General features: G+C 45.6%; 15 protein-coding genes. 9 read left to right on the top strand and 6 right to left on the bottom strand.

What is annotated here, in order from left to right; all coding sequences use genetic code 11:
• The first annotated feature begins 12 nt into the window (after positions 1–12).
• The 5 genes from DWY79_RS03570 to DWY79_RS03550 all read left to right on the top strand — a co-directional run bounded on the left by DWY79_RS03570 (position 13) and on the right by DWY79_RS03550 (position 5,289).
• Positions 13–789 carry a DUF1080 domain-containing protein gene (locus DWY79_RS03570; protein ID WP_005854859.1) on the top strand — a complete coding sequence of 259 codons (777 nt, stop codon included), beginning with the start codon at positions 13–15 and terminating at the stop codon, positions 787–789.
• 21 nt (positions 790–810) lie between these two features.
• Positions 811–1,974 carry a Gfo/Idh/MocA family protein gene (locus DWY79_RS03565; RefSeq protein ID WP_122368858.1) on the top strand — a complete coding sequence of 388 codons (1,164 nt, stop codon included), beginning with the start codon at positions 811–813 and terminating at the stop codon, positions 1,972–1,974.
• A gap of 69 nt (positions 1,975–2,043) precedes the next feature.
• Positions 2,044–2,958 carry an endonuclease/exonuclease/phosphatase family protein gene (locus DWY79_RS03560; protein ID WP_005854855.1) on the top strand — a complete coding sequence of 305 codons (915 nt, stop codon included), beginning with the start codon at positions 2,044–2,046 and terminating at the stop codon, positions 2,956–2,958.
• Positions 2,959–2,989: 31 nt separating this feature from the next.
• Complete coding sequence (locus DWY79_RS03555) at positions 2,990–4,471, top strand: Gfo/Idh/MocA family oxidoreductase (protein WP_005864916.1); 1,482 nt, start codon at positions 2,990–2,992, stop codon at positions 4,469–4,471.
• A 2-nt stretch (positions 4,472–4,473) separates the two neighbouring features.
• Positions 4,474–5,289, top strand: a complete 816-nt coding sequence (locus DWY79_RS03550; RefSeq protein ID WP_044544664.1) for a sugar phosphate isomerase/epimerase — start codon at positions 4,474–4,476, stop codon at positions 5,287–5,289.
• Positions 5,290–5,426: 137 nt separating this feature from the next.
• Here the strand turns inward: DWY79_RS03550 and lon are convergent, their stop codons facing one another.
• Positions 5,427–7,898 (bottom strand): endopeptidase La, encoded by a 2,472-nt coding sequence (gene lon / locus DWY79_RS03545; RefSeq protein ID WP_005854849.1) that lies wholly within the window; start codon positions 7,896–7,898, stop codon positions 5,427–5,429.
• A gap of 88 nt (positions 7,899–7,986) precedes the next feature.
• Between lon and DWY79_RS03540 the strand changes: the two genes are divergently transcribed.
• Positions 7,987–8,700: a tRNA1(Val) (adenine(37)-N6)-methyltransferase gene (locus DWY79_RS03540; RefSeq protein WP_199705187.1), complete on the top strand. Its 714-nt coding sequence runs from the start codon at positions 7,987–7,989 to the stop codon at positions 8,698–8,700.
• On the opposite strand, the gene DWY79_RS03535 is transcribed toward DWY79_RS03540, so the two are convergent.
• The gene (locus DWY79_RS03535; RefSeq protein WP_005854843.1) at positions 8,685–9,656 is read right to left on the bottom strand and encodes a diacylglycerol kinase family protein; all 972 of its coding nucleotides are present in this window, start codon (positions 9,654–9,656) and stop codon (positions 8,685–8,687) included. The genes DWY79_RS03540 and DWY79_RS03535 overlap by 16 nt on opposite strands.
• Before the next feature lie 198 nt (positions 9,657–9,854).
• Between DWY79_RS03535 and DWY79_RS03530 the strand changes: the two genes are divergently transcribed.
• The 3 genes from DWY79_RS03530 (at position 9,855) to gldH (ending at position 13,224) form a co-directional block, all read left to right on the top strand.
• Positions 9,855–11,042, top strand: a complete 1,188-nt coding sequence (locus DWY79_RS03530; RefSeq protein ID WP_005854840.1) for an aminotransferase class I/II-fold pyridoxal phosphate-dependent enzyme — start codon at positions 9,855–9,857, stop codon at positions 11,040–11,042.
• Between the two features lie 174 nt (positions 11,043–11,216).
• Complete coding sequence (locus DWY79_RS03525; protein ID WP_008773373.1) at positions 11,217–12,731, top strand: regulatory iron-sulfur-containing complex subunit RicT; 1,515 nt, start codon at positions 11,217–11,219, stop codon at positions 12,729–12,731.
• Positions 12,652–13,224: a gliding motility lipoprotein GldH gene (gene gldH / locus DWY79_RS03520; RefSeq protein ID WP_009018219.1), complete on the top strand. Its 573-nt coding sequence runs from the start codon at positions 12,652–12,654 to the stop codon at positions 13,222–13,224. The genes DWY79_RS03525 and gldH overlap by 80 nt, the downstream gene beginning before the upstream one ends.
• Here the strand turns inward: gldH and rodA are convergent.
• Genes rodA through mreC form a run of 4 tightly spaced genes read right to left on the bottom strand, consistent with a single transcriptional unit; the run spans position 13,184 to position 17,842 of the window.
• Positions 13,184–14,629, bottom strand: a complete 1,446-nt coding sequence (gene rodA / locus DWY79_RS03515; protein WP_005854836.1) for a rod shape-determining protein RodA — start codon at positions 14,627–14,629, stop codon at positions 13,184–13,186. The two genes, gldH and rodA, sit on opposite strands and share 41 nt — an antisense overlap.
• On the bottom strand, positions 14,619–16,487 hold the full coding sequence (mrdA, locus tag DWY79_RS03510; protein WP_005854834.1) for a penicillin-binding protein 2: 1,869 nt from the start codon (positions 16,485–16,487) through the stop codon (positions 14,619–14,621). Before mrdA ends, rodA begins: the two co-directional genes overlap by 11 nt.
• Positions 16,477–16,995 carry a rod shape-determining protein MreD gene (gene mreD, locus DWY79_RS03505; RefSeq protein WP_005854832.1) on the bottom strand — a complete coding sequence of 173 codons (519 nt, stop codon included), beginning with the start codon at positions 16,993–16,995 and terminating at the stop codon, positions 16,477–16,479. Before mreD ends, mrdA begins: the two co-directional genes overlap by 11 nt.
• Positions 16,988–17,842, bottom strand: a complete 855-nt coding sequence (gene mreC / locus DWY79_RS03500; RefSeq protein ID WP_005864901.1) for a rod shape-determining protein MreC — start codon at positions 17,840–17,842, stop codon at positions 16,988–16,990. Before mreC ends, mreD begins: the two co-directional genes overlap by 8 nt.
• Between the last annotated feature and the right edge of the window lie 5 nt (positions 17,843–17,847).

The raw sequence follows: 17,847 nt of genomic DNA, 5'->3' as shown, positions 1-17,847 counted from the left end.
ATATTCTAACAGATGAAAAAGATCGTATCTATTTTTCTAGTAACCATTTACGGGATGTGTATGGTTGCATGTGGAAGTCGTTCCTCATCCACGGAAGTAAAAGATAATGTATTGACTGAGGAAGAAAAAGCGGAAGGCTATACCTTGTTATTCAATGGCAAGGATTTTACCGGTTGGAAAATGTTCAACGGGGGTGATGTCAAGGGATGGCAGGTAGAAGACGGGGTGATCGTCGGCTACGGAAACGGTGGTGACGTGATAGCGGATACTACGATCAAGGTAAGTACCGATATCGTTACCGTTAAGAATTACCATAATTTCCAGATCAAATGGGACTGGAAAATCGGAGCGCAAGGAAACTCCGGATTCTTATATCACGTACAAGAAGGACCTAAGTACAAAGCTCCTTTTGAAACCGGCCCGGAATACCAGTTGATCGATGACGATAACTATCCTTGGGTCAGCGAGACCGGAAAAGAGGGATTGGAAGACTGGCAGAAAACGGGTTGCAACTACGCTATGTATGTACCGGAAACCAAACAGGTGAACCCTCCGGGAGAATGGAACTCCTCTATGGTACTTTACAAGGATGGATATGTTGAGCACTGGCTGAACGGAGAAAAACTATTCTCTTTCCAAGAAGGGTCCGAAGATTGGAAGATGCGTCGTTATAGCGGTAAATGGGAAGCTTTCCCCGATTACGGTATCTCTACCACCGGTAAACTTTGTTTTCAGGACCATGGAAGTAAAGTATATTTCAAGAATGTGAAGATTAAGGATTTAGACTAATTGTATTAAGAAATCAATGCCATGAATAGAAAAGAATTCTTTAAAGTATCGGCCGCAGCAAGTCTCGCGTCACTACTATCACTCCTTTCCGCCTATGCGGAGAAATTCGAATCGGAAGGTAAAAAGGTGAAAGTAGCCGTTATCGGTTGCGGAAGTGTATCTACCCAATATTTTCCCCATATATCGAAATGCCCGTATGTAGAAATCGTGGCTTGTTGCGATATCAAACCGGATCGTGCTCAAAAGGCGGCCAAGCAATATAATATACCTAAATGGTACAAGCATATCGATGATATGCTTAGCGGTTCCAAGTTCGACTTGATGCTTACATTGACCGATATGCAGGTTCACGGAGAGTTGAACCGTAAGGCTTTGATGGCAGGAAGAAATGTCTGGAGCGAGAAACCTTTGGCGAATTCCTATAAGGAAGGCAAAGAATTATACGATCTCGCTACTAGCAAGGGGCTTCGTATCTGGGGTGCGCCTGCCGTTGTAAACAGTCCTCAATTTGCCTTTATGGCCGAACAAATCAATAAAGGAACCCTAGGTAATCTGGCATGCGCGCACGGACATTACGGACATGAAGGTCCTTCTTGGTCCGCTTTCTTCTACGAACCGCTAGGTGGCAGTATGCCCGACTTAGGAGTCTATAACATCGCTACCCTAACCGGATTATTGGGACCGGCTAAATCCGTTGTTGCCATGACTACAATCGTAACCCCGGAGAGAACCGTAGACGATAAGGGCAAGATCAAAGTTCGAGAAGAAGATAATGCCATGATTATCATGGAACACGAAAAGGGAGTCCTTTCTCATATCGAGTGTGGTTTCAACTATTTCGATCCATACGGACATTTAGGTAAAGGACAGGAGAAAGCGACGATCTCCTTATACGGTTCCCACGGCAATATGCATATGGTAGGTTACGACTGGGCACCGAACGGGGTGGACTTATCGACGATGGATCATCCGGTACCCCAGCGTTTCGTTCCGGACACCAATGGCTATGTTTGGCAAGAAGGTGCTTCCGATATCAGCAAACACATGGCATTAAACACGGAACCACGTATAAATGTCGAGCATGCGTTACACGTATTAGAGATTATCGAGGCCGCCCGAAAATCACAAGCTACAGGTCAACGCATCCAGCTTGTATCGAAGTTTCCTTGGCCGATGGTAAAATAAATTAAGAAGTCTTAGTAGTGAAAAGAACGGGACATTTAATATATTTGTTCCTGTAAATACCAGAGAAACATGAGGAAGATAAGTGAGATTTTATGCTGCGTAGCCATACTTTGTTGTGCATTGAGCGCATGTAGCGACAAGCCGGCAACGGTAAAAGTCAGTAGTTTCAATATTTGGTTGAATACCCTAGGAGGAAAGCTTCCCCCTAGCCAGACAGCGAAAGTGATCGAGGCTAGCCAGACGGATATCGTAGGAATCCAAGAAGGGCATATCTATGAAGAAGACGGCATCAAGCACGATCATGTGCCGGAAATCGCGGAATCCCTAGGTTTCCACCTTTTCAACCAAGGGGAGGGACATTATATCTTATCTCGTTATCCGGTCGTTGACAGTACGGCTTCCCGCTACGGGGTGAAGATACAGGTAGGCAAAGACAAATTCTGCTGGATGTTTAATTGCCATCTATATTATATCCCGTATCAGCCTTATCAATTGAATGGGATTCCTTATGGCGATTATCCGTTTATCGATACCGAGGAGGAAGCTGTCCGGTTCGCCAACGAGGCCCGACGTGAAGAAGTAACTCGTTATCAAAAAGATATACAGCAAGTCATGAAAGAAGGTTATCCTGTCTTTTTAACAGGAGATTTTAATGAGCCTTCTTTCTTGGACTGGACACAACGGGCCGCCGATGCCGGTATCCACAAGATCAAGGTGGAGTGGCCGGCAACCAAGGCTTTCTCTGAGATCGGGATGAACGACTCCTACCGGACAATCCATCCGGACGAGGTCTCCACACCCGGCTATACATGGACTCCCGTTCCTAGCGAACAAGAAATACTAGACCGTCTGGATTTCGTACTATATTCCGGATGTAAGGTAACAGACTCATTTATCACAGGCGAAAGCGAGGCCACCTCGGACGTGGTAGTCTCCCCTTACCCTTCAGATCATAGAATGGTAACCTCCTGTTTCAATTTCTAACAGTAACTACTAAAAAAACAAATTATACAACATGGAATCAAGAAGAGATTTTCTGAAAAAAGCAGCCGTAGCGGCAGCTGGTCTAACAATCGTCCCCTCTAAAACGATCGCTGGATTAGGCCATAAGGCACCAAGTGATACAATGAATATTGTCGGTATCGGTATCGGTGGTAAAGGCCACCCGAACTTGGTCGGCATGAAAACCGAGAACATCATCGGGCTTTGCGATATCGACTGGAAATACGCGAAGAACTGCTTCGAGGAATTCCCGGACGCTAAACGTTATTGGGACTGGCGGAAGATGTTCGATGAGTTGGGCGACCAGATCGACGGTGTCATGGTAGCTACTCCGGACCATACTCATGCCACGATCGCGGCCACGGCCTTGACAATGGGTAAACACGTATATTGCCAAAAGCCGCTTACCCACTCTGTTTACGAGAGCCGTTTATTGACAAAACTCGCCGCTAAATATAAGGTAGCGACCCAGATGGGTAACCAAGGGAACTCCGGCGATGGTGTCCGTCAATTATGCGAATGGATCTGGAACGGAGAGATCGGTGAAGTAAAAGAAGTACACGCATGGACCAACCGTCCGATCTGGCCGCAAGGATTACAGCGCCCAACCGAAAAACAACGTTGTCCGAAGACGATGAATTGGGACTTATTTATCGGCCCGGCCGCCATGCGTCCGTTCCATGAGATCTACACCCCTTGGAACTGGCGTGGATGGTGGGATTTCGGAACCGGAGCTTTCGGAGATATGGCTTGCCACGTGCTCGATCCGGTTTACCAATCCTTGAAGTTAGGTTATCCGGATCGTGTACAAGGCCGTTCTACCCAGATCAATACGGAATCCGCTCCTCAATCGGAGGTGGTAGAATTCCGCTTCCCGGCTCGTGACAATCTTCCAAAGGTAGCCTTGCCGGAAGTGAAAGTATATTGGTACGATGGCGGTATGCTTCCTCAGCGTCCGGACTTATTACCGGATGGCGTAGATATGATGCGTGACGGTTTGGGTGGATGTATCTTCGTAGGTACTAAAGACACGTTGATCTGCGATTGCGGAGGTTTCAACTCCCGGTTATTATCCGGCCGTGTACCTCAAGTAACCCCCTATTTGCGCCGTATCCCGAACGCTACCGGATACTTTGACGGTTTCCATGAGCAAGACTGGATCCGTGCTTGTAAAGAATCGCCGGAGAACCGTGTGGAAGGAACTTCCAACTTCGCTTATTCCGGACCATTCAACGAGATGGTGTTATTAGGCGTATTGGCGATCCGTCTACAAGGCTTGAACAAGAAATTGATGTGGGACGCCCAAAACATGCGTTTCACCAATATATCCTCTTCCGACGTATTGAAGATCGTAACCAGCGATGATTTCAAGGTGATAGACGGTCACCCCTATTTCGATACGAAATACGCGGAGTTCAATGCGCTAGAGGCTGCCAACGAATATATCAGACATACCTATCGTGAAGGCTGGAGCCTTCCGGAAATGCCGGTATAAGTATGAAACGATATATTATATTAGCACTATGTACGGTCATGCTCCTTGGGCAGGCCGTACAGCTGGCGGCGCAAAAAGCGGACTGGAAGGTGGGTATACAGACTTGGACTTTCCACAATCTTACGTTGATGGAGACCTTGGATAAGACCCAACAACTGGGCATGGGGTATGCGGAGGCTTTCTTTTTCCAAGAATTGGGCGCTCCGTTCCCAAAAGAGACGTATTTAAATTACGACTTGAGCGATGACGACTGCGCTTTATTACGCCATGAGTTCAAGAAAAGGGGAATCAAGCCGATCGCCTTTGGTGTAGCCTCTTATGGGACTAACGAGGAATGGGATAAGTTCTTCGCGTTCGCTCATAAAATAGGCGCGCATATCGTGACTGTCGAACCGGAGTTAAACCAGTTAGACTACATCGAATCCCTCGCCAAGAAGTACGATATGGAGGTAGCGATCCATAACCATCCGAGTCCATGCATTTACGCAAGTGCCGAGGTGGTAGAGAAAGCGCTGAAAGGCCGTTCTTCCTTGATGGGAGTATGCGCCGATATCGGCCATTGGAAACGGGTGGGTGAAGATCCGCTCAAAAATCTCCAGAAGTTATCCGGACGCATCAAGGTGGCACATTTGAAAGACCTCACCGACAAGATGGAAGACGCTACATGGGGAACCGGGATCTTACCGGTAAAAGCGTTCGTCAACGAGCTGAAGCGTCAGCATTTCAACGGGCTTATCTCCATTGAGTACGATGATTTCAAATCCGATATCCAAGAGATACGCAACAGCTTGGAATTCCTACGGAAATGCTCTAAATAGAAGTATACGCTTCCCTTAAAAACACCTATATCGGCGTAGGCCCACACGTATATACGTATAGGCTTACACCGATATTAATATGGGCCTACACGTATATACGTATAAGCCCACACCTATATATGCCTAAAAAGTCGTTATCAGAACAAGGGATTATCCACCTTTTCTCTCAGCAACGCAAGATCTACCACCTGTTGAATATCACTCACATAATGGAACACCAAGCCTTTCAAATACTCCGGTTTGATCTCATTGATATCCTTCTCATTCTCCTTGCAAAGAATCAACTCCTTGATCCCGGCACGTTTAGCCGCCAAGATCTTCTCCTTGATACCACCTACGGGAAGCACTTTCCCACGCAACGTGATCTCGCCGGTCATAGCCAAGTTCTTTTTCACCTTACGCTGAGTAAAGGCGGAGACAAGAGAAGTCACCATCGTTATTCCGGCACTCGGTCCGTCTTTCGGGATCGCCCCCTCCGGTACGTGGACATGCACATTCCAGTTCTCGAACAACTCCTCGTTGATATTAAACTGAGCCGCATGCGCATGGATATACTCAAGTGCCAACATGGCAGACTCTTTCATCACATCTCCCAGATTCCCGGTCAAAGTAAGCTTTGACCCCTTACCTTTACTTAAGCTCGACTCCACGAAAAGAATCTCACCACCAACAGCCGTCCAAGCTAATCCCGTAACCACGCCGGCATAGTCATTCCCTTGATATTTATCGCGGGAATATTCGACCGCCCCTAGATATTCATACAAATCCTCCGGCTTAATGCTCGTCGGGATAGGCTCGTCGCTAGCGACCTTACGGGCTAGCTTACGCATGATTTTAGCGATTTTCTTATCCAATTCCCGGACACCGCTCTCGCGTGTATAGGCTTCAACGATCACTTGTAAGGTTTTCTTGGGGAATTTCACGGAACCTTTCTTCAAGCCGTGTACATCCATCTGCTTAGGCACGAGATGCTTCGCTGCGATCTCTACCTTCTCCTCCATGATATAACCGCTCACCTCGATCAGTTCCATACGATCCAGCAATGGCTGGGAAATCGTATTCAAATTATTAGCGGTAGCGATAAACATCACCTTGCTTAAATCGTAATCGATATCCAGATAATTATCGTGAAACGCGTTATTCTGCTCCGGGTCCAAGACCTCCAATAAAGCGGATGCCGGATCCCCCTTGAAATCATTCGTGATCTTATCGATCTCATCTAAGATAAAGACAGGGTTCGATGTTCCCGCCTTCTGTATATTCTGGATGATACGTCCGCACATAGCACCGATATAGGTACGACGATGTCCGCGGATCTCGGCCTCATCGTGCAATCCACCTAAAGAAACACGTACATATTTGCGGCGCAAAGCCTCTGCGATGGAACGCCCCAATGAAGTCTTGCCGACTCCCGGAGGACCGTACAAACAGATAATCGGAGATTTCATATCCCCTTTCAGCTTCAATACGGCCAGATGCTCGATAATACGCTCTTTCACCTTCTCCAAACCATAATGATCACGATCTAAGACCTTCTGGGCATGAGACAAGTTGAAATTGTCCTTACTATACTCGTTCCACGGCAAGTTAACGATATTCTGGACATATTGCGTCTGTACGGAATAATCCGGAGATTGCGGATGCAATCGTTCCAATTTTCGCAATTCCTTCTCAAAGACCTGCGCTACCTCGGCAGGCCATTTCTTACGACTGGCTTTCTCCCGTAATTCTTTTATCTCCAACTCATTGATATTCCCGCCCAATTCCTCTTGAATGGTCTTGATCTGCTGTTGAAGGAAATATTCTTTTTGTTGTTGATTGATATCCTCATGCGTCTTCATCTGGATGGAAGCTTTCAACTCCACCAGCTGATACTCGCGGTTCAAGATAAAAAGTAACCGATACGCACGCTCTTTTAAGTCCCCGATCAATAACAATTGCTGTTTCTCGGCCGATCCACTCGGTATATTGCTACAAGAGAAATTGACCACATACAAGACATTCTTATTATTCTTGATCGAGAAGATCAAATCCCGGGGAGGTTCAGCCACGGCCCCAAGCATCTTGATGGTCAAATCCTTGATCGTTGAGATCAAAGCCTCGAACTCGCGGTCTGTCTTGTCCGGCTTCGTGTCCTCCAACACGGTGATCTTACCGGAAAGATACGGATCTGTCTCGGTCAACTCATTCAATTCAAAGCGTTTCTTACCTTGAAGAATAACAGTAGTACTACCGTCCGGCATCTCTAAGACACGAACGATGTCAGCGATTACCCCGGTTGTATATAAATCCTCTAAGATAGGATCTTCCGTACCCATCTCTTTCTGGCAAACAACTCCGATCAAACTCTTTTTATGTACAGCCTCTTTAATCAGGCGCATCGATTTAGGACGCCCGATAATCACCGGCAAGGCAACACCCGGAAAGAGTACCATATTCCTTAACGGAAGAATGGGTATAGTGTCTCCAACTTTCTCTATTCCTTCTGTGAAATCCTCATCTACATCGCATTCTGTAAGAATTGGCATTACGATACCAATATTGTCATCCAAGTCATCAAACGAATTCTGGCAAAATACTCTCGTCTTTTCTTTCATATATACATTCATCATTGTATATGTTAATACAATAAACGTGCCAAAGTTACAGCTTTTCATTCAATTCTTACTAATTTCGCGGCATACAATCGATAGAGATATGGCAAATCCTTATTTTCAATTCAAGAAATTTACGGTATGGCACGATAAATGTGCCATGAAAGTCGGAACGGATGGCGTTTTGCTTGGGGCGTGGGCTAGCATAGAGAGATGTCAGAGGATTTTGGATGTGGGAACCGGAACGGGATTGATCGCCCTCATGCTGGCGCAGCGTAGCACCGCGATCCTAGACGCTATCGATATAGATTCAGACGCATGTTTACAAGCTCAGGAAAACATCGCGAAATCGCCTTTCGCCAACCGGATACAAGTCTATCAAACCTCGTTCTCCGAATATATGCCGGATGAGAATATCAAATATGACTTGATCGTATCCAACCCACCCTATTTTATTGATTCATTGAAATGCCCGGATACTAAACGTAATCTAGCCCGGCATACGGATACTCTATCTCTCCCGGATTTATTGCGTGATAGTCGCAAACTGTTGGCACCCGAAGGAAATATCGCCTTGGTGCTTCCCTTTGATCAACGGGAGTCTTTAATAGACCTCGCTCGAGAAGAGTCTTTATCGCCATCGAGAGAAGCCCACGTTTCCCCCATACCGGACGCCCCTCCTAAGCGCTTATTAATAGAACTCTCAGCGACGCCGGTAGCAAAACCCAAGTCGTCTCATCTGACCCTAGAAATCGAGCGGCATCGATATAGCGATGAATTCACCGCTATAGCTAAAGACTTTTACTTGAAAATGTAAGGAAGCTTTTTATCGAAGAAGCGAGTTACCTCGTCAAATAAATTATGTACCTCCTTGGTGAAAGACACAACCTCCGGAGTCAGCACATGTAAGGCCTTTGGTTCCACCGTAATATCGATACGGCGATCTGCCATGATCGGTTCTCCATCCAAGTGCATCACGCCCGGATGTTGGCGAATAATCGTGACTTGCTGGGCTTTCATCGTCTTAATCTTACTATTCCGATCAATCTGTTTGGTAAACAATTGGATGGCCAAAGGAGCGATATCCAATGGCATAAAAGGGGATAAGATCGTAACGTCCATCCGTCCGTCCTGTATATTCGCGTGCGGAGCGATAAACGCGTTATTACCATATTGCGAAGCATTCGCACAAGCGACTAGAAACGCCTTCTCCTTGATCGTCTGATTATCTACCACCAATTCATAAGGCTCAGGCTTATAGCTCAGATACTCCTCTATCGTATTCTTTATATAAGTAAGAGAGCCGCGCCGTTTCTCATTCGCGAATTTCTGGCTGACGGCGGCATCAAAACCGACTCCACAGGTACAGAAAAAGACCTGTCCGTTCGCCCGGCAGCAATCTATCGTCGTAACATGCCCTTTCGCGATCAGATCGATAGCCCTTTTCACGTCCATCGGTATGTGCAATTCTCTAGCTAAGCCATTGCCCGAACCTTTCGGGATGATACCTAAGATCGCGTTCGAATGGATCATAGCTCTCGCTATCTCATTCACCGTCCCGTCACCGCCTACCGCCAAAATATATTCAGCTCCTTCCTCTATGGCTTGCCGAGTCAACTCGCTGGCATGGCCTGCATACTCTGTAAAAGAAATGTTTAACGAACAGTTCTTTTTCGAGCAGATCCCTTCGATCATCTTAGGTATCTTGCGCTTCGACCCTACACCTGATATAGGGTTTATGATAGCTTGTACTTTTATATCCCGTTCGCTCATCCTCACTTCTTCTTTTTTATTTGAGAGGACAAAAATAATGCTTTTATAAAACTTTTAAAGCATTTCGACTACTATAAGTTATTTTTTTACTACTTTTGCGGCTGGATTTGCCGAAACATGGGATTATGTACGCGGCGAACCTGTGTTCTTTATTAGAATAAATAAATAGCGAGATAAATCATTCTCTTTTATAATAATATGAAACTTTTACAAGAGAAACTAGCAAAGTACGACGCTCCTCAAAGAGCCATGGCAATGGGAATCTATCCTTACTTCAGGGAAATCCAGAGCGATCAGGACACGGAAGTTCTAATCAGCGGGAAGAAAGTCTTGATGTTTGGTTCTAATGCGTACTTAGGATTAACCAATCATCCTAAAGTAAAAGAAGCAGCGATCGAGGCCATTAAAAAGTATGGTACAGGTTGTGCCGGCTCACGTTTCTTAAACGGAACGTTGGACTTACACCTCCAGTTGGAAAAACGTTTAGCAGAATTTGTTGGTAAAGAAGACGCCATCGTATACTCTACAGGTTTCCAAGTTAATCTAGGTGTTGTATCCTGTATCACCGGACGTGAGGACTATATCCTTTGGGATGAGTTGGATCATGCATCCATTATCGAAGGACATCGTCTTTCTTTCTCCACGAAATTGAAATTCAAGCATAACGATATGGACTCCTTGGAGAAACAACTCCAGAAATGCGAGCCAGACAAGGTGAAACTTATCGTTATCGACGGTGTCTTCAGCATGGAAGGTGATGTCGCTAAATTACCGGAAATCGTAGCTCTCGCAAAGAAATATAACGCAAGTGTAATGGTTGACGAGGCTCATGGTATCGGTGTATTCGGTGATCATGGCCGCGGTACTTGTAATCACTTCGGCGTTACGAACGATGTTGATTTGATCATGGGAACTTTCAGTAAGTCTTTCGCTTCTATCGGTGGTTTTATCGCATCGGACGAACCGGTTATCAATTACTTACGTCACCACTCCCGTTCCTATATCTTTAGCGCAAGCAATACGCCTGCCGCTACTGCCGCAGCGAACGCGGCATTAGATATCATGTTAAGCGAACCGGAACGTATCCAACATTTATGGGATTTGACTCATTACGCATTGGATGGTTTCCGTAACATGGGTTGTGAGATCGGACATACTTCTACCCCGATCATCCCGTTGTTTATCCGTGACAACGACTTGACATTCCTTATCGTAAAAGAATTATTTGAGGCCGGAATCTTCGTAAACCCGGTAGTAGCTCCCGCAGTTGCTTCCGAGGATACACTGATCCGCTTCTCCCTTATGGCTACCCACACGAAAGAGCAACTAGATTACGCTTTGGAGACAATCCACAAGGTATTCAAGAGCCATGGGTTGGTAGACTAATCGTGTAAATATATAAGAAAAGGCCCGAAGGTTAGGTATAACACCTATCTTCGGGTCTTTTTTTATAACTGAAAAAATCATAACTATGATTTTGAATGGGAATAAATCACTATTTTTGCATATTTAGATAAATTGGGCGGTTATGTCGATGGCCCTCTTACAAATTAAAAATAAATGGATTTCATATTAGATAAAGGAAGTAGCCATATGGGCTGCAAAGGTTGCAGCAAAAGGCAAAACAATAAACTGAATACCTATGATTGGTTGTGCGATGTACCCGACGCGGAAGGCTCGACTGATTTCGTAGAGGTTCAATTTAAAAATACCCGCAAAGGGTATTACTTGAATAGTGCTAAAATACCTTTGGAAAAAGGTGATATAGTAGCCGTAGAGGCAAGTCCCGGTCATGATATCGGTACGGTTTCTTTAACGGGTAAATTGGTTCTGCTGCAAATGAAGAAGAACAACGTGCGCACGGAAGCTGAGCCAAAACGGATTTACCGAAAGGCAAAACCGACCGATATCGAGAAATATGAGGAAGCGAAAGCAAAGGAACATGCCACTATGATTCGCTCGCGGCAAATCGCAGCCGATTTAGGATTGAATATGAAAATCGGTGATGTAGAGTATCAAGGTGACGGTAATAAGGCGATCTTTTATTATATAGCGGATGAACGTGTAGATTTCCGTCAACTAATTAAAGTGCTAGCGGAGGCTTTTCGTGTTCGTATCGAGATGAAGCAGATCGGTGCTCGTCAAGAAGCCGGACGTATCGGTGGTATCGGCCCTTGCGGTAGAGAACTTTGCTGTTCCAGTTGGATGACAAGTTTTGTATCGGTCGCTACCGGAGCTGCCCGTTATCAAGATATTTCCATGAATCCCCAGAAATTGGCCGGACAATGCGCTAAATTGAAATGTTGTATCAACTATGAGGTAGATACATATGTGGAAGCCCAGAAACGCCTTCCCTCCCGGGAGATTGTCTTGGAGACCAAAGATAATAATTACTATCATTTCAAGACGGATATTTTCAAACGGGAAATCACCTATTCTACGGATAAATCATTTGCGGCTAATCTTATCACGATTCCGGCAAGCCGTGCTTTCGATGTCATTAATATGAATAAGAAAGGCATGAAGCCGATATCTCTAGAGGCGGATACGAAGCCACAACCACCGAAACGAGACGCTCAAGATATTCTTGGGCAAGAAAGCGTCACACGTTTCGACTCTGTTAAAAAGAAAAAGAAAAAACGTCCTGCCAACAAGAATAATGGCGAGAACAATGGAAACGGGAACGGAGCTAACACCACCGCGACGGCAGTTACCAACACCGACGCACCTGTTTCTGAGAATAAGAACAACGGAGGAAACGGAGCCGGTGGCAATAATCGCCGCAACGGAGGAAATAATAGGAATAGCAATCGTGAGAATAACCGGGACAGAGAGAATAACCGGGAGAATAACAAAGATAATAGCCGGGAAAACAGTCGGGAGAATCGGGAGAACAACCGTGATAATAACAGGGAGAACAACCGAAACAATCGCCCGAAACAAAGGCCGAGAGCTAATAACGATAAGCAATCCAACAATGACAAGCCTGCGAATAATGACAAACCTCAGCAACCGATCAAACAGGCCAGACCTGATAAAACGGAGAATAGGCCAGAGACAAAGCCTGAGGCTTAAAAAGTTCATTGCCGCCTGTGTAACATGCTTCTTATGCTTCTCTTGCGAGAATGAAGCTGTATACGATCAGTATCAAGCTATCCAGAACACCTCGTGGGAGAAGAATAAGGAGTACTATTTCACTTTCTTGATTGAGGATATATCGGTTCCGTACGACCTAACCTTGGAAGTACGGAACAATAATATGTATCCGTATCAGAACCTATGGGTATTTTGCAGCGAGGAACTTCCGATAGGTCCTTTAAAAAGGGATACGATCGAATGTATGTTAGCTGATGAGTTTGGGAAATGGTATGGGCACGGGATCTCCTTGTTTCAATCCAGTTTCCCGATACGGTCTGCTTACTATTTCCCCGTTAAAGGGCAATATACCTTTAGCTTCCGGCAGGGGATGCGTAACGACCAACTTCCGGGCATTCAGGAAATCGGCTTACGGGTCTTACCTTCTTCCACTAACGCTCCTTCCGGGAAGCGTCCAAACGAAGAAAAATAAACAATAAGATCGTAAATCCCCAGAGCGAGGAACCTCCATAGCTAAAGAAAGGCAAGGGAATGCCGATAACCGGAGTCAATCCCGTCACCATGCCGACATTAATCGCCAGATGGAAAAAGAATATGGAGGCTACGCTATAGCCATAGACTCGCCCGAAAGCATTATCTTGCCGCTCCGCCAATACAATCAGACGAAGAATAAAAAGTCCGAATACGATCAATACGGCAGAGGCTCCCAAAAAGCCTTGCTCCTCGCCTACCGTACAAAAGATAAAATCCGTATCCTGTTCCGGCACATACTTCAATTTGGTCTGCGTCCCATTCAAGAATCCTTTTCCGGATAATCCTCCGGAACCGATAGCGATCTTGGATTGATTCACATTATACCCCGCTCCGCTAGGATCATCCTCCAAGCCTAAAGAGACTTTAATACGAATTTGTTGGTGAGGTTCCAATATGTCATTAAACACATAATCCACAGAAAATAGGAAACAGATAGAACCTAAAGCGAACAGAGCGATTAACGCATAATGCCATACCCAGTTTCGAATGGATAAATAGAATAAATAGATTGATGCGGCTCCTACCAAGCCTATCGATATCCAAGCGAAGTTTACCGGGACAAACAAAGAAACGACATACCCGATCAAGAATGTCGAAGCAATTCCCCCAAGCATGATCTTAACGCTTATATAATCCTTACGGACACTCCCAACTAATCCCATGGTTATTAATAAGACAAGGCAAGAGACGATTAATTCACCCAATGGGGTAATACCCACCATCACCTCTGAATATTTCATTCCCGTAACGAAAAAGACGACCGCACAAACTCCTATCAACAAAATATATCCAGTCATTCCTTCCCGGTATAACATCAGGAAGAATGCCAAGTAAACCAATGCCGACCCCGTCTCTTTCTGTAAAAGAATACAAACCATCGGCAAGAAGATCAAGAACAAAGTGATTGAGAAATTCTTGACCGTCGTTAGCTTAAAGCCATAGCCATTCATAAACTTCGCCACGGCCAAAGCGGTAGCGAACTTAGCCAACTCCGCTGGTTGCAAACGGATAGGTCCCAATACGAGCCAAGAATGCGATCCCTTGATATTAGGTGCTAAAAATATAGTGGCGATCAACAATACGATCACGCACGCATAGATCAGATAGGCGAATATATCGAAGAAGTCACTTTCCAGCATCAATATCACGAAAATAAGGGCGAGTGAGGTACCGATCCAAATCATCTGCATCCCCGGACGACCCGACGGATCGAACAAGCCAACGTTATCAAACTCGTAGCTCGCCCCACAAATACTAAACCAACCGGCGATTACCATAATCAAATACAACAAAATGGTAATCCAGTCTACCGACTTCCATATTTCCGTTTTCCTATAGCGCATTGTTCGGTAGTATTACGGCATTCATAATATATTCCTCCGTCGCCTTGTTAGCCTCGGATATTTCTCCTTTCAAATATTTCTCCAACATCAATTTACCGATAGGCACCGCATAGGTAGCACCGAATCCGGCGTTTTCCACAAACACGGCAATGGCGACCTTCGGCTTTTGATAAGGAGCGAATCCCATAAAAATAGAATGGTCCTTACCATGCGGGTTCTCCGACGTTCCCGTCTTTCCACAGACCTCGATATCCGGTAAAGCCGCCCCACGACAGGTTCCACCATAAGCGGTTCCCGTAACAGCCCCTCGCATACCCTCGGCAATATAACTATAATAATGCGTATCCACCGATGTATAATGCCTCTTACTATATAATGTATCCAGCGGAGTGTCTTGGATCTCTTTCACGACATGCGGAGTAATATAATATCCCCGATTAGCGACAGTAGCCGCCAAATTACAGATTTGCAAAGGCGTAGCCAATATCTCACCCTGACCGATAGCGATCGAGATAACCGTACTGGAATTCCAACGTCCCCGGTACACCTTATCGTAGAACTTACTATTCGGAATGAACCCTCGCTTCTCCCCCGGAAGATCGATTCCCAACTTATAGCCATATCCCATTGAGACCATGTGGTTCTTCCAAACCTCAAAAGCCTCCTGTACCGACGGATATCGCTTCCGGCTGTCGATCATATCATGCAGTCCCCAAGGGAAAAAAGAGTTACAAGAGGTCGCCAACGCCCCGACCAGATTCAGAGGAGACGGATGCCCGTGACAAGCCGGCTTACCTCCCCGGAAGGTATATCCATGCGCACAGGTATATTGAGTTTCCGGAGTAATCACCCCTTCTTGCAAGAAGATCAAACCTTGAGTCGGTTTAAATGTAGATCCGGGAGGATATTGCGCCATGAGCGGGCGGTTGAATAAAGGTTTCAACGGGTCCTTCTGCAAAGCCACGTAGTTCTTTCCCCGCTGGCGCCCGATCAAGATACTCGGATCATATGTAGGAGCGGAAACCATACAAAGTACCTCCCCTGTCTCCGGCTCTATCATCACGATACCCCCTAATTTATTCTGCATTAACTTCTCCCCATAAGCCTGCAAGTCCATATCCAAGGATAATTTCAAGTTCTTGCCGGATTCCGGCTGGATATCGTGCCTGCCTTCCTCGTATCGCCCCTTGATACGTCCGTGAGCGTCACGCAACAGGATCTCGACTCCTTTCACGCCCCGCAAATATTCCTCGTACGATTGCTCGATCCCGGTTCTGCCGGAGTAATCGCCTTGTGTATAATAAGCGTCATTCTCTATATCTTTCCGGTTTACCTCGCCGATATTTCCCAGCACAAGAGCGGCATTGGGATACTCGTATTGGCGGATCGTGCGATTCTGGATATAGAAACCGGGAAATTTGTATAACTTCTCCTGCAACACGCCATATTCCTGCGCAGAAAGCTGGTTCATAAATACTTGAGGGACATAGGAAGAATAACCGGGATTTAACCGCCGGTTCTTAATATCCGCTATACGTTTGAGGAATTGCTCTTTCGTGATGCCCAGCACATCACAGAAATCGAGGGTATCGAAAGGCTGTATCTCACGCATGATAAGCATCACGTCGTAAGCGGGCTGGTTATAGACCAACAATTTACCATTACGATCGTACATCATACCCCGGGAAGGATATAAGGTTTTTTTCAAGAAAGCGTTACTATCCGCCCAAGCTTTATAATCGTTGTCGACCACCTGAAGGATGAACAAACGGATAATAAAGATGATAACCAACAGGATCACCGCCCCACCTAAGACATAGCGCCTGTTCTCAAACTCATACTTGGTATTATTCTCCACTTTTCTGAGACTCTATATTGAATGCTTCTACCGTACAAATCAATAAGGTTGTCATCACCACGCTCGAGAGGATACGGACAACCAGAAACAACGGGTCAAATAAAGTCAACGACTCAATCACAAAAAGAGTCGTATGTTGTATCAACACAAACGATAACACATATCGGAAAAAGCCTCCGAAACCAAAGGTCTTATAAGACGGGTAAATACCTTCCGGCAAATCTTTCCCCATGAATACACGGATTAACGGCTCCCTGCAAAATCCCGCCAATGTACAGGCGGCCGCATGCATACCCGGTGTGTTGCTGAACGTATCAATAACCACCCCGGCTATGAAAGAGAAGAAAACGACTTGCGTCCGTGAGCTACCGACCGGCATCTTAATAATGAAATAGAGATACAGAAACGGGGTAGCGATCCGCAAGAAATGAATGTTGTTCAAGACCAAGACCTGAATCAACACAAACACCACGAAATATATGAAACCACGCAGTAAATTATTAATCATTTCTTTTCGCCTCTTGTTCTACACCAATTTGCTCCGTCTGACGGAAATTCTTGATAATACGCACGTTGTTCAACGCTTGAAAATCCGTAGCCAGCTCGACCTGTAATGAATAGAAATTATCATCGTGTTGTTTCTCGAAATCAGCGACCGTACCTACGATAATACCCGAGGGGAATACGGCTGAGTAACCGCTCGTCACGATCGTATCGCCTTTCTGGAACTCCACATGGCGCGGCAACTCATCGAGGTTGGCGTACAGCGTATTGCGTCCATTCCAGCTTAATGACCCGAAATAACTACTACCTAATACCTTACAACTCAACCGGAACTTAGGATTCAGCAACGGAATGATCACGGAGAAATGATCGGAAACCGTCGATACGATACCCACCACACCTCGTTCCGAGACAACTCCCATATCGGGCATGATCCCGTCCAGCTTCCCTTTATCCACGGTAATATAATTAGACAAATGCGTGACACTGTTGTTCACTACATCCGCCACGACAAACGAATAAGGAAATTGCTCCGTCGAATCCGGCGCAAATCCCTTAAAACTAACCGTATCCGCAATCAGCGCATCTAACTGATCTTGCAGATCCAGCATTTGCAATTCCAACTGTCCGTTACGCTCCAATAACTCCTTATTGATATCCCGAAGATTCAAATAAGAAGTGACAGATCCGGATATCGAGGCGATATATCCTGTCACGACATTCGCTGAGCTGAATATAATATTCCGTTGGTACGCGTTATTACGATAGACCAACATCAACGAAACAGCCTCAAGCAGAATGAACAAAAACCAATGCCTCTTCCCGATCAGGAATTCTAGTAACTTACGCATAGGAA

Origin of the sequence: Parabacteroides sp. AF27-14, assembly GCF_003635425.1 — a bacterium.
GTDB classification, from domain to species: Bacteria; Bacteroidota; Bacteroidia; order Bacteroidales; family Tannerellaceae; genus Parabacteroides; species Parabacteroides distasonis.
Note: the sequence above shows the minus strand (reverse complement) of the source record. Positions and strands in the feature narration are given on the sequence as shown.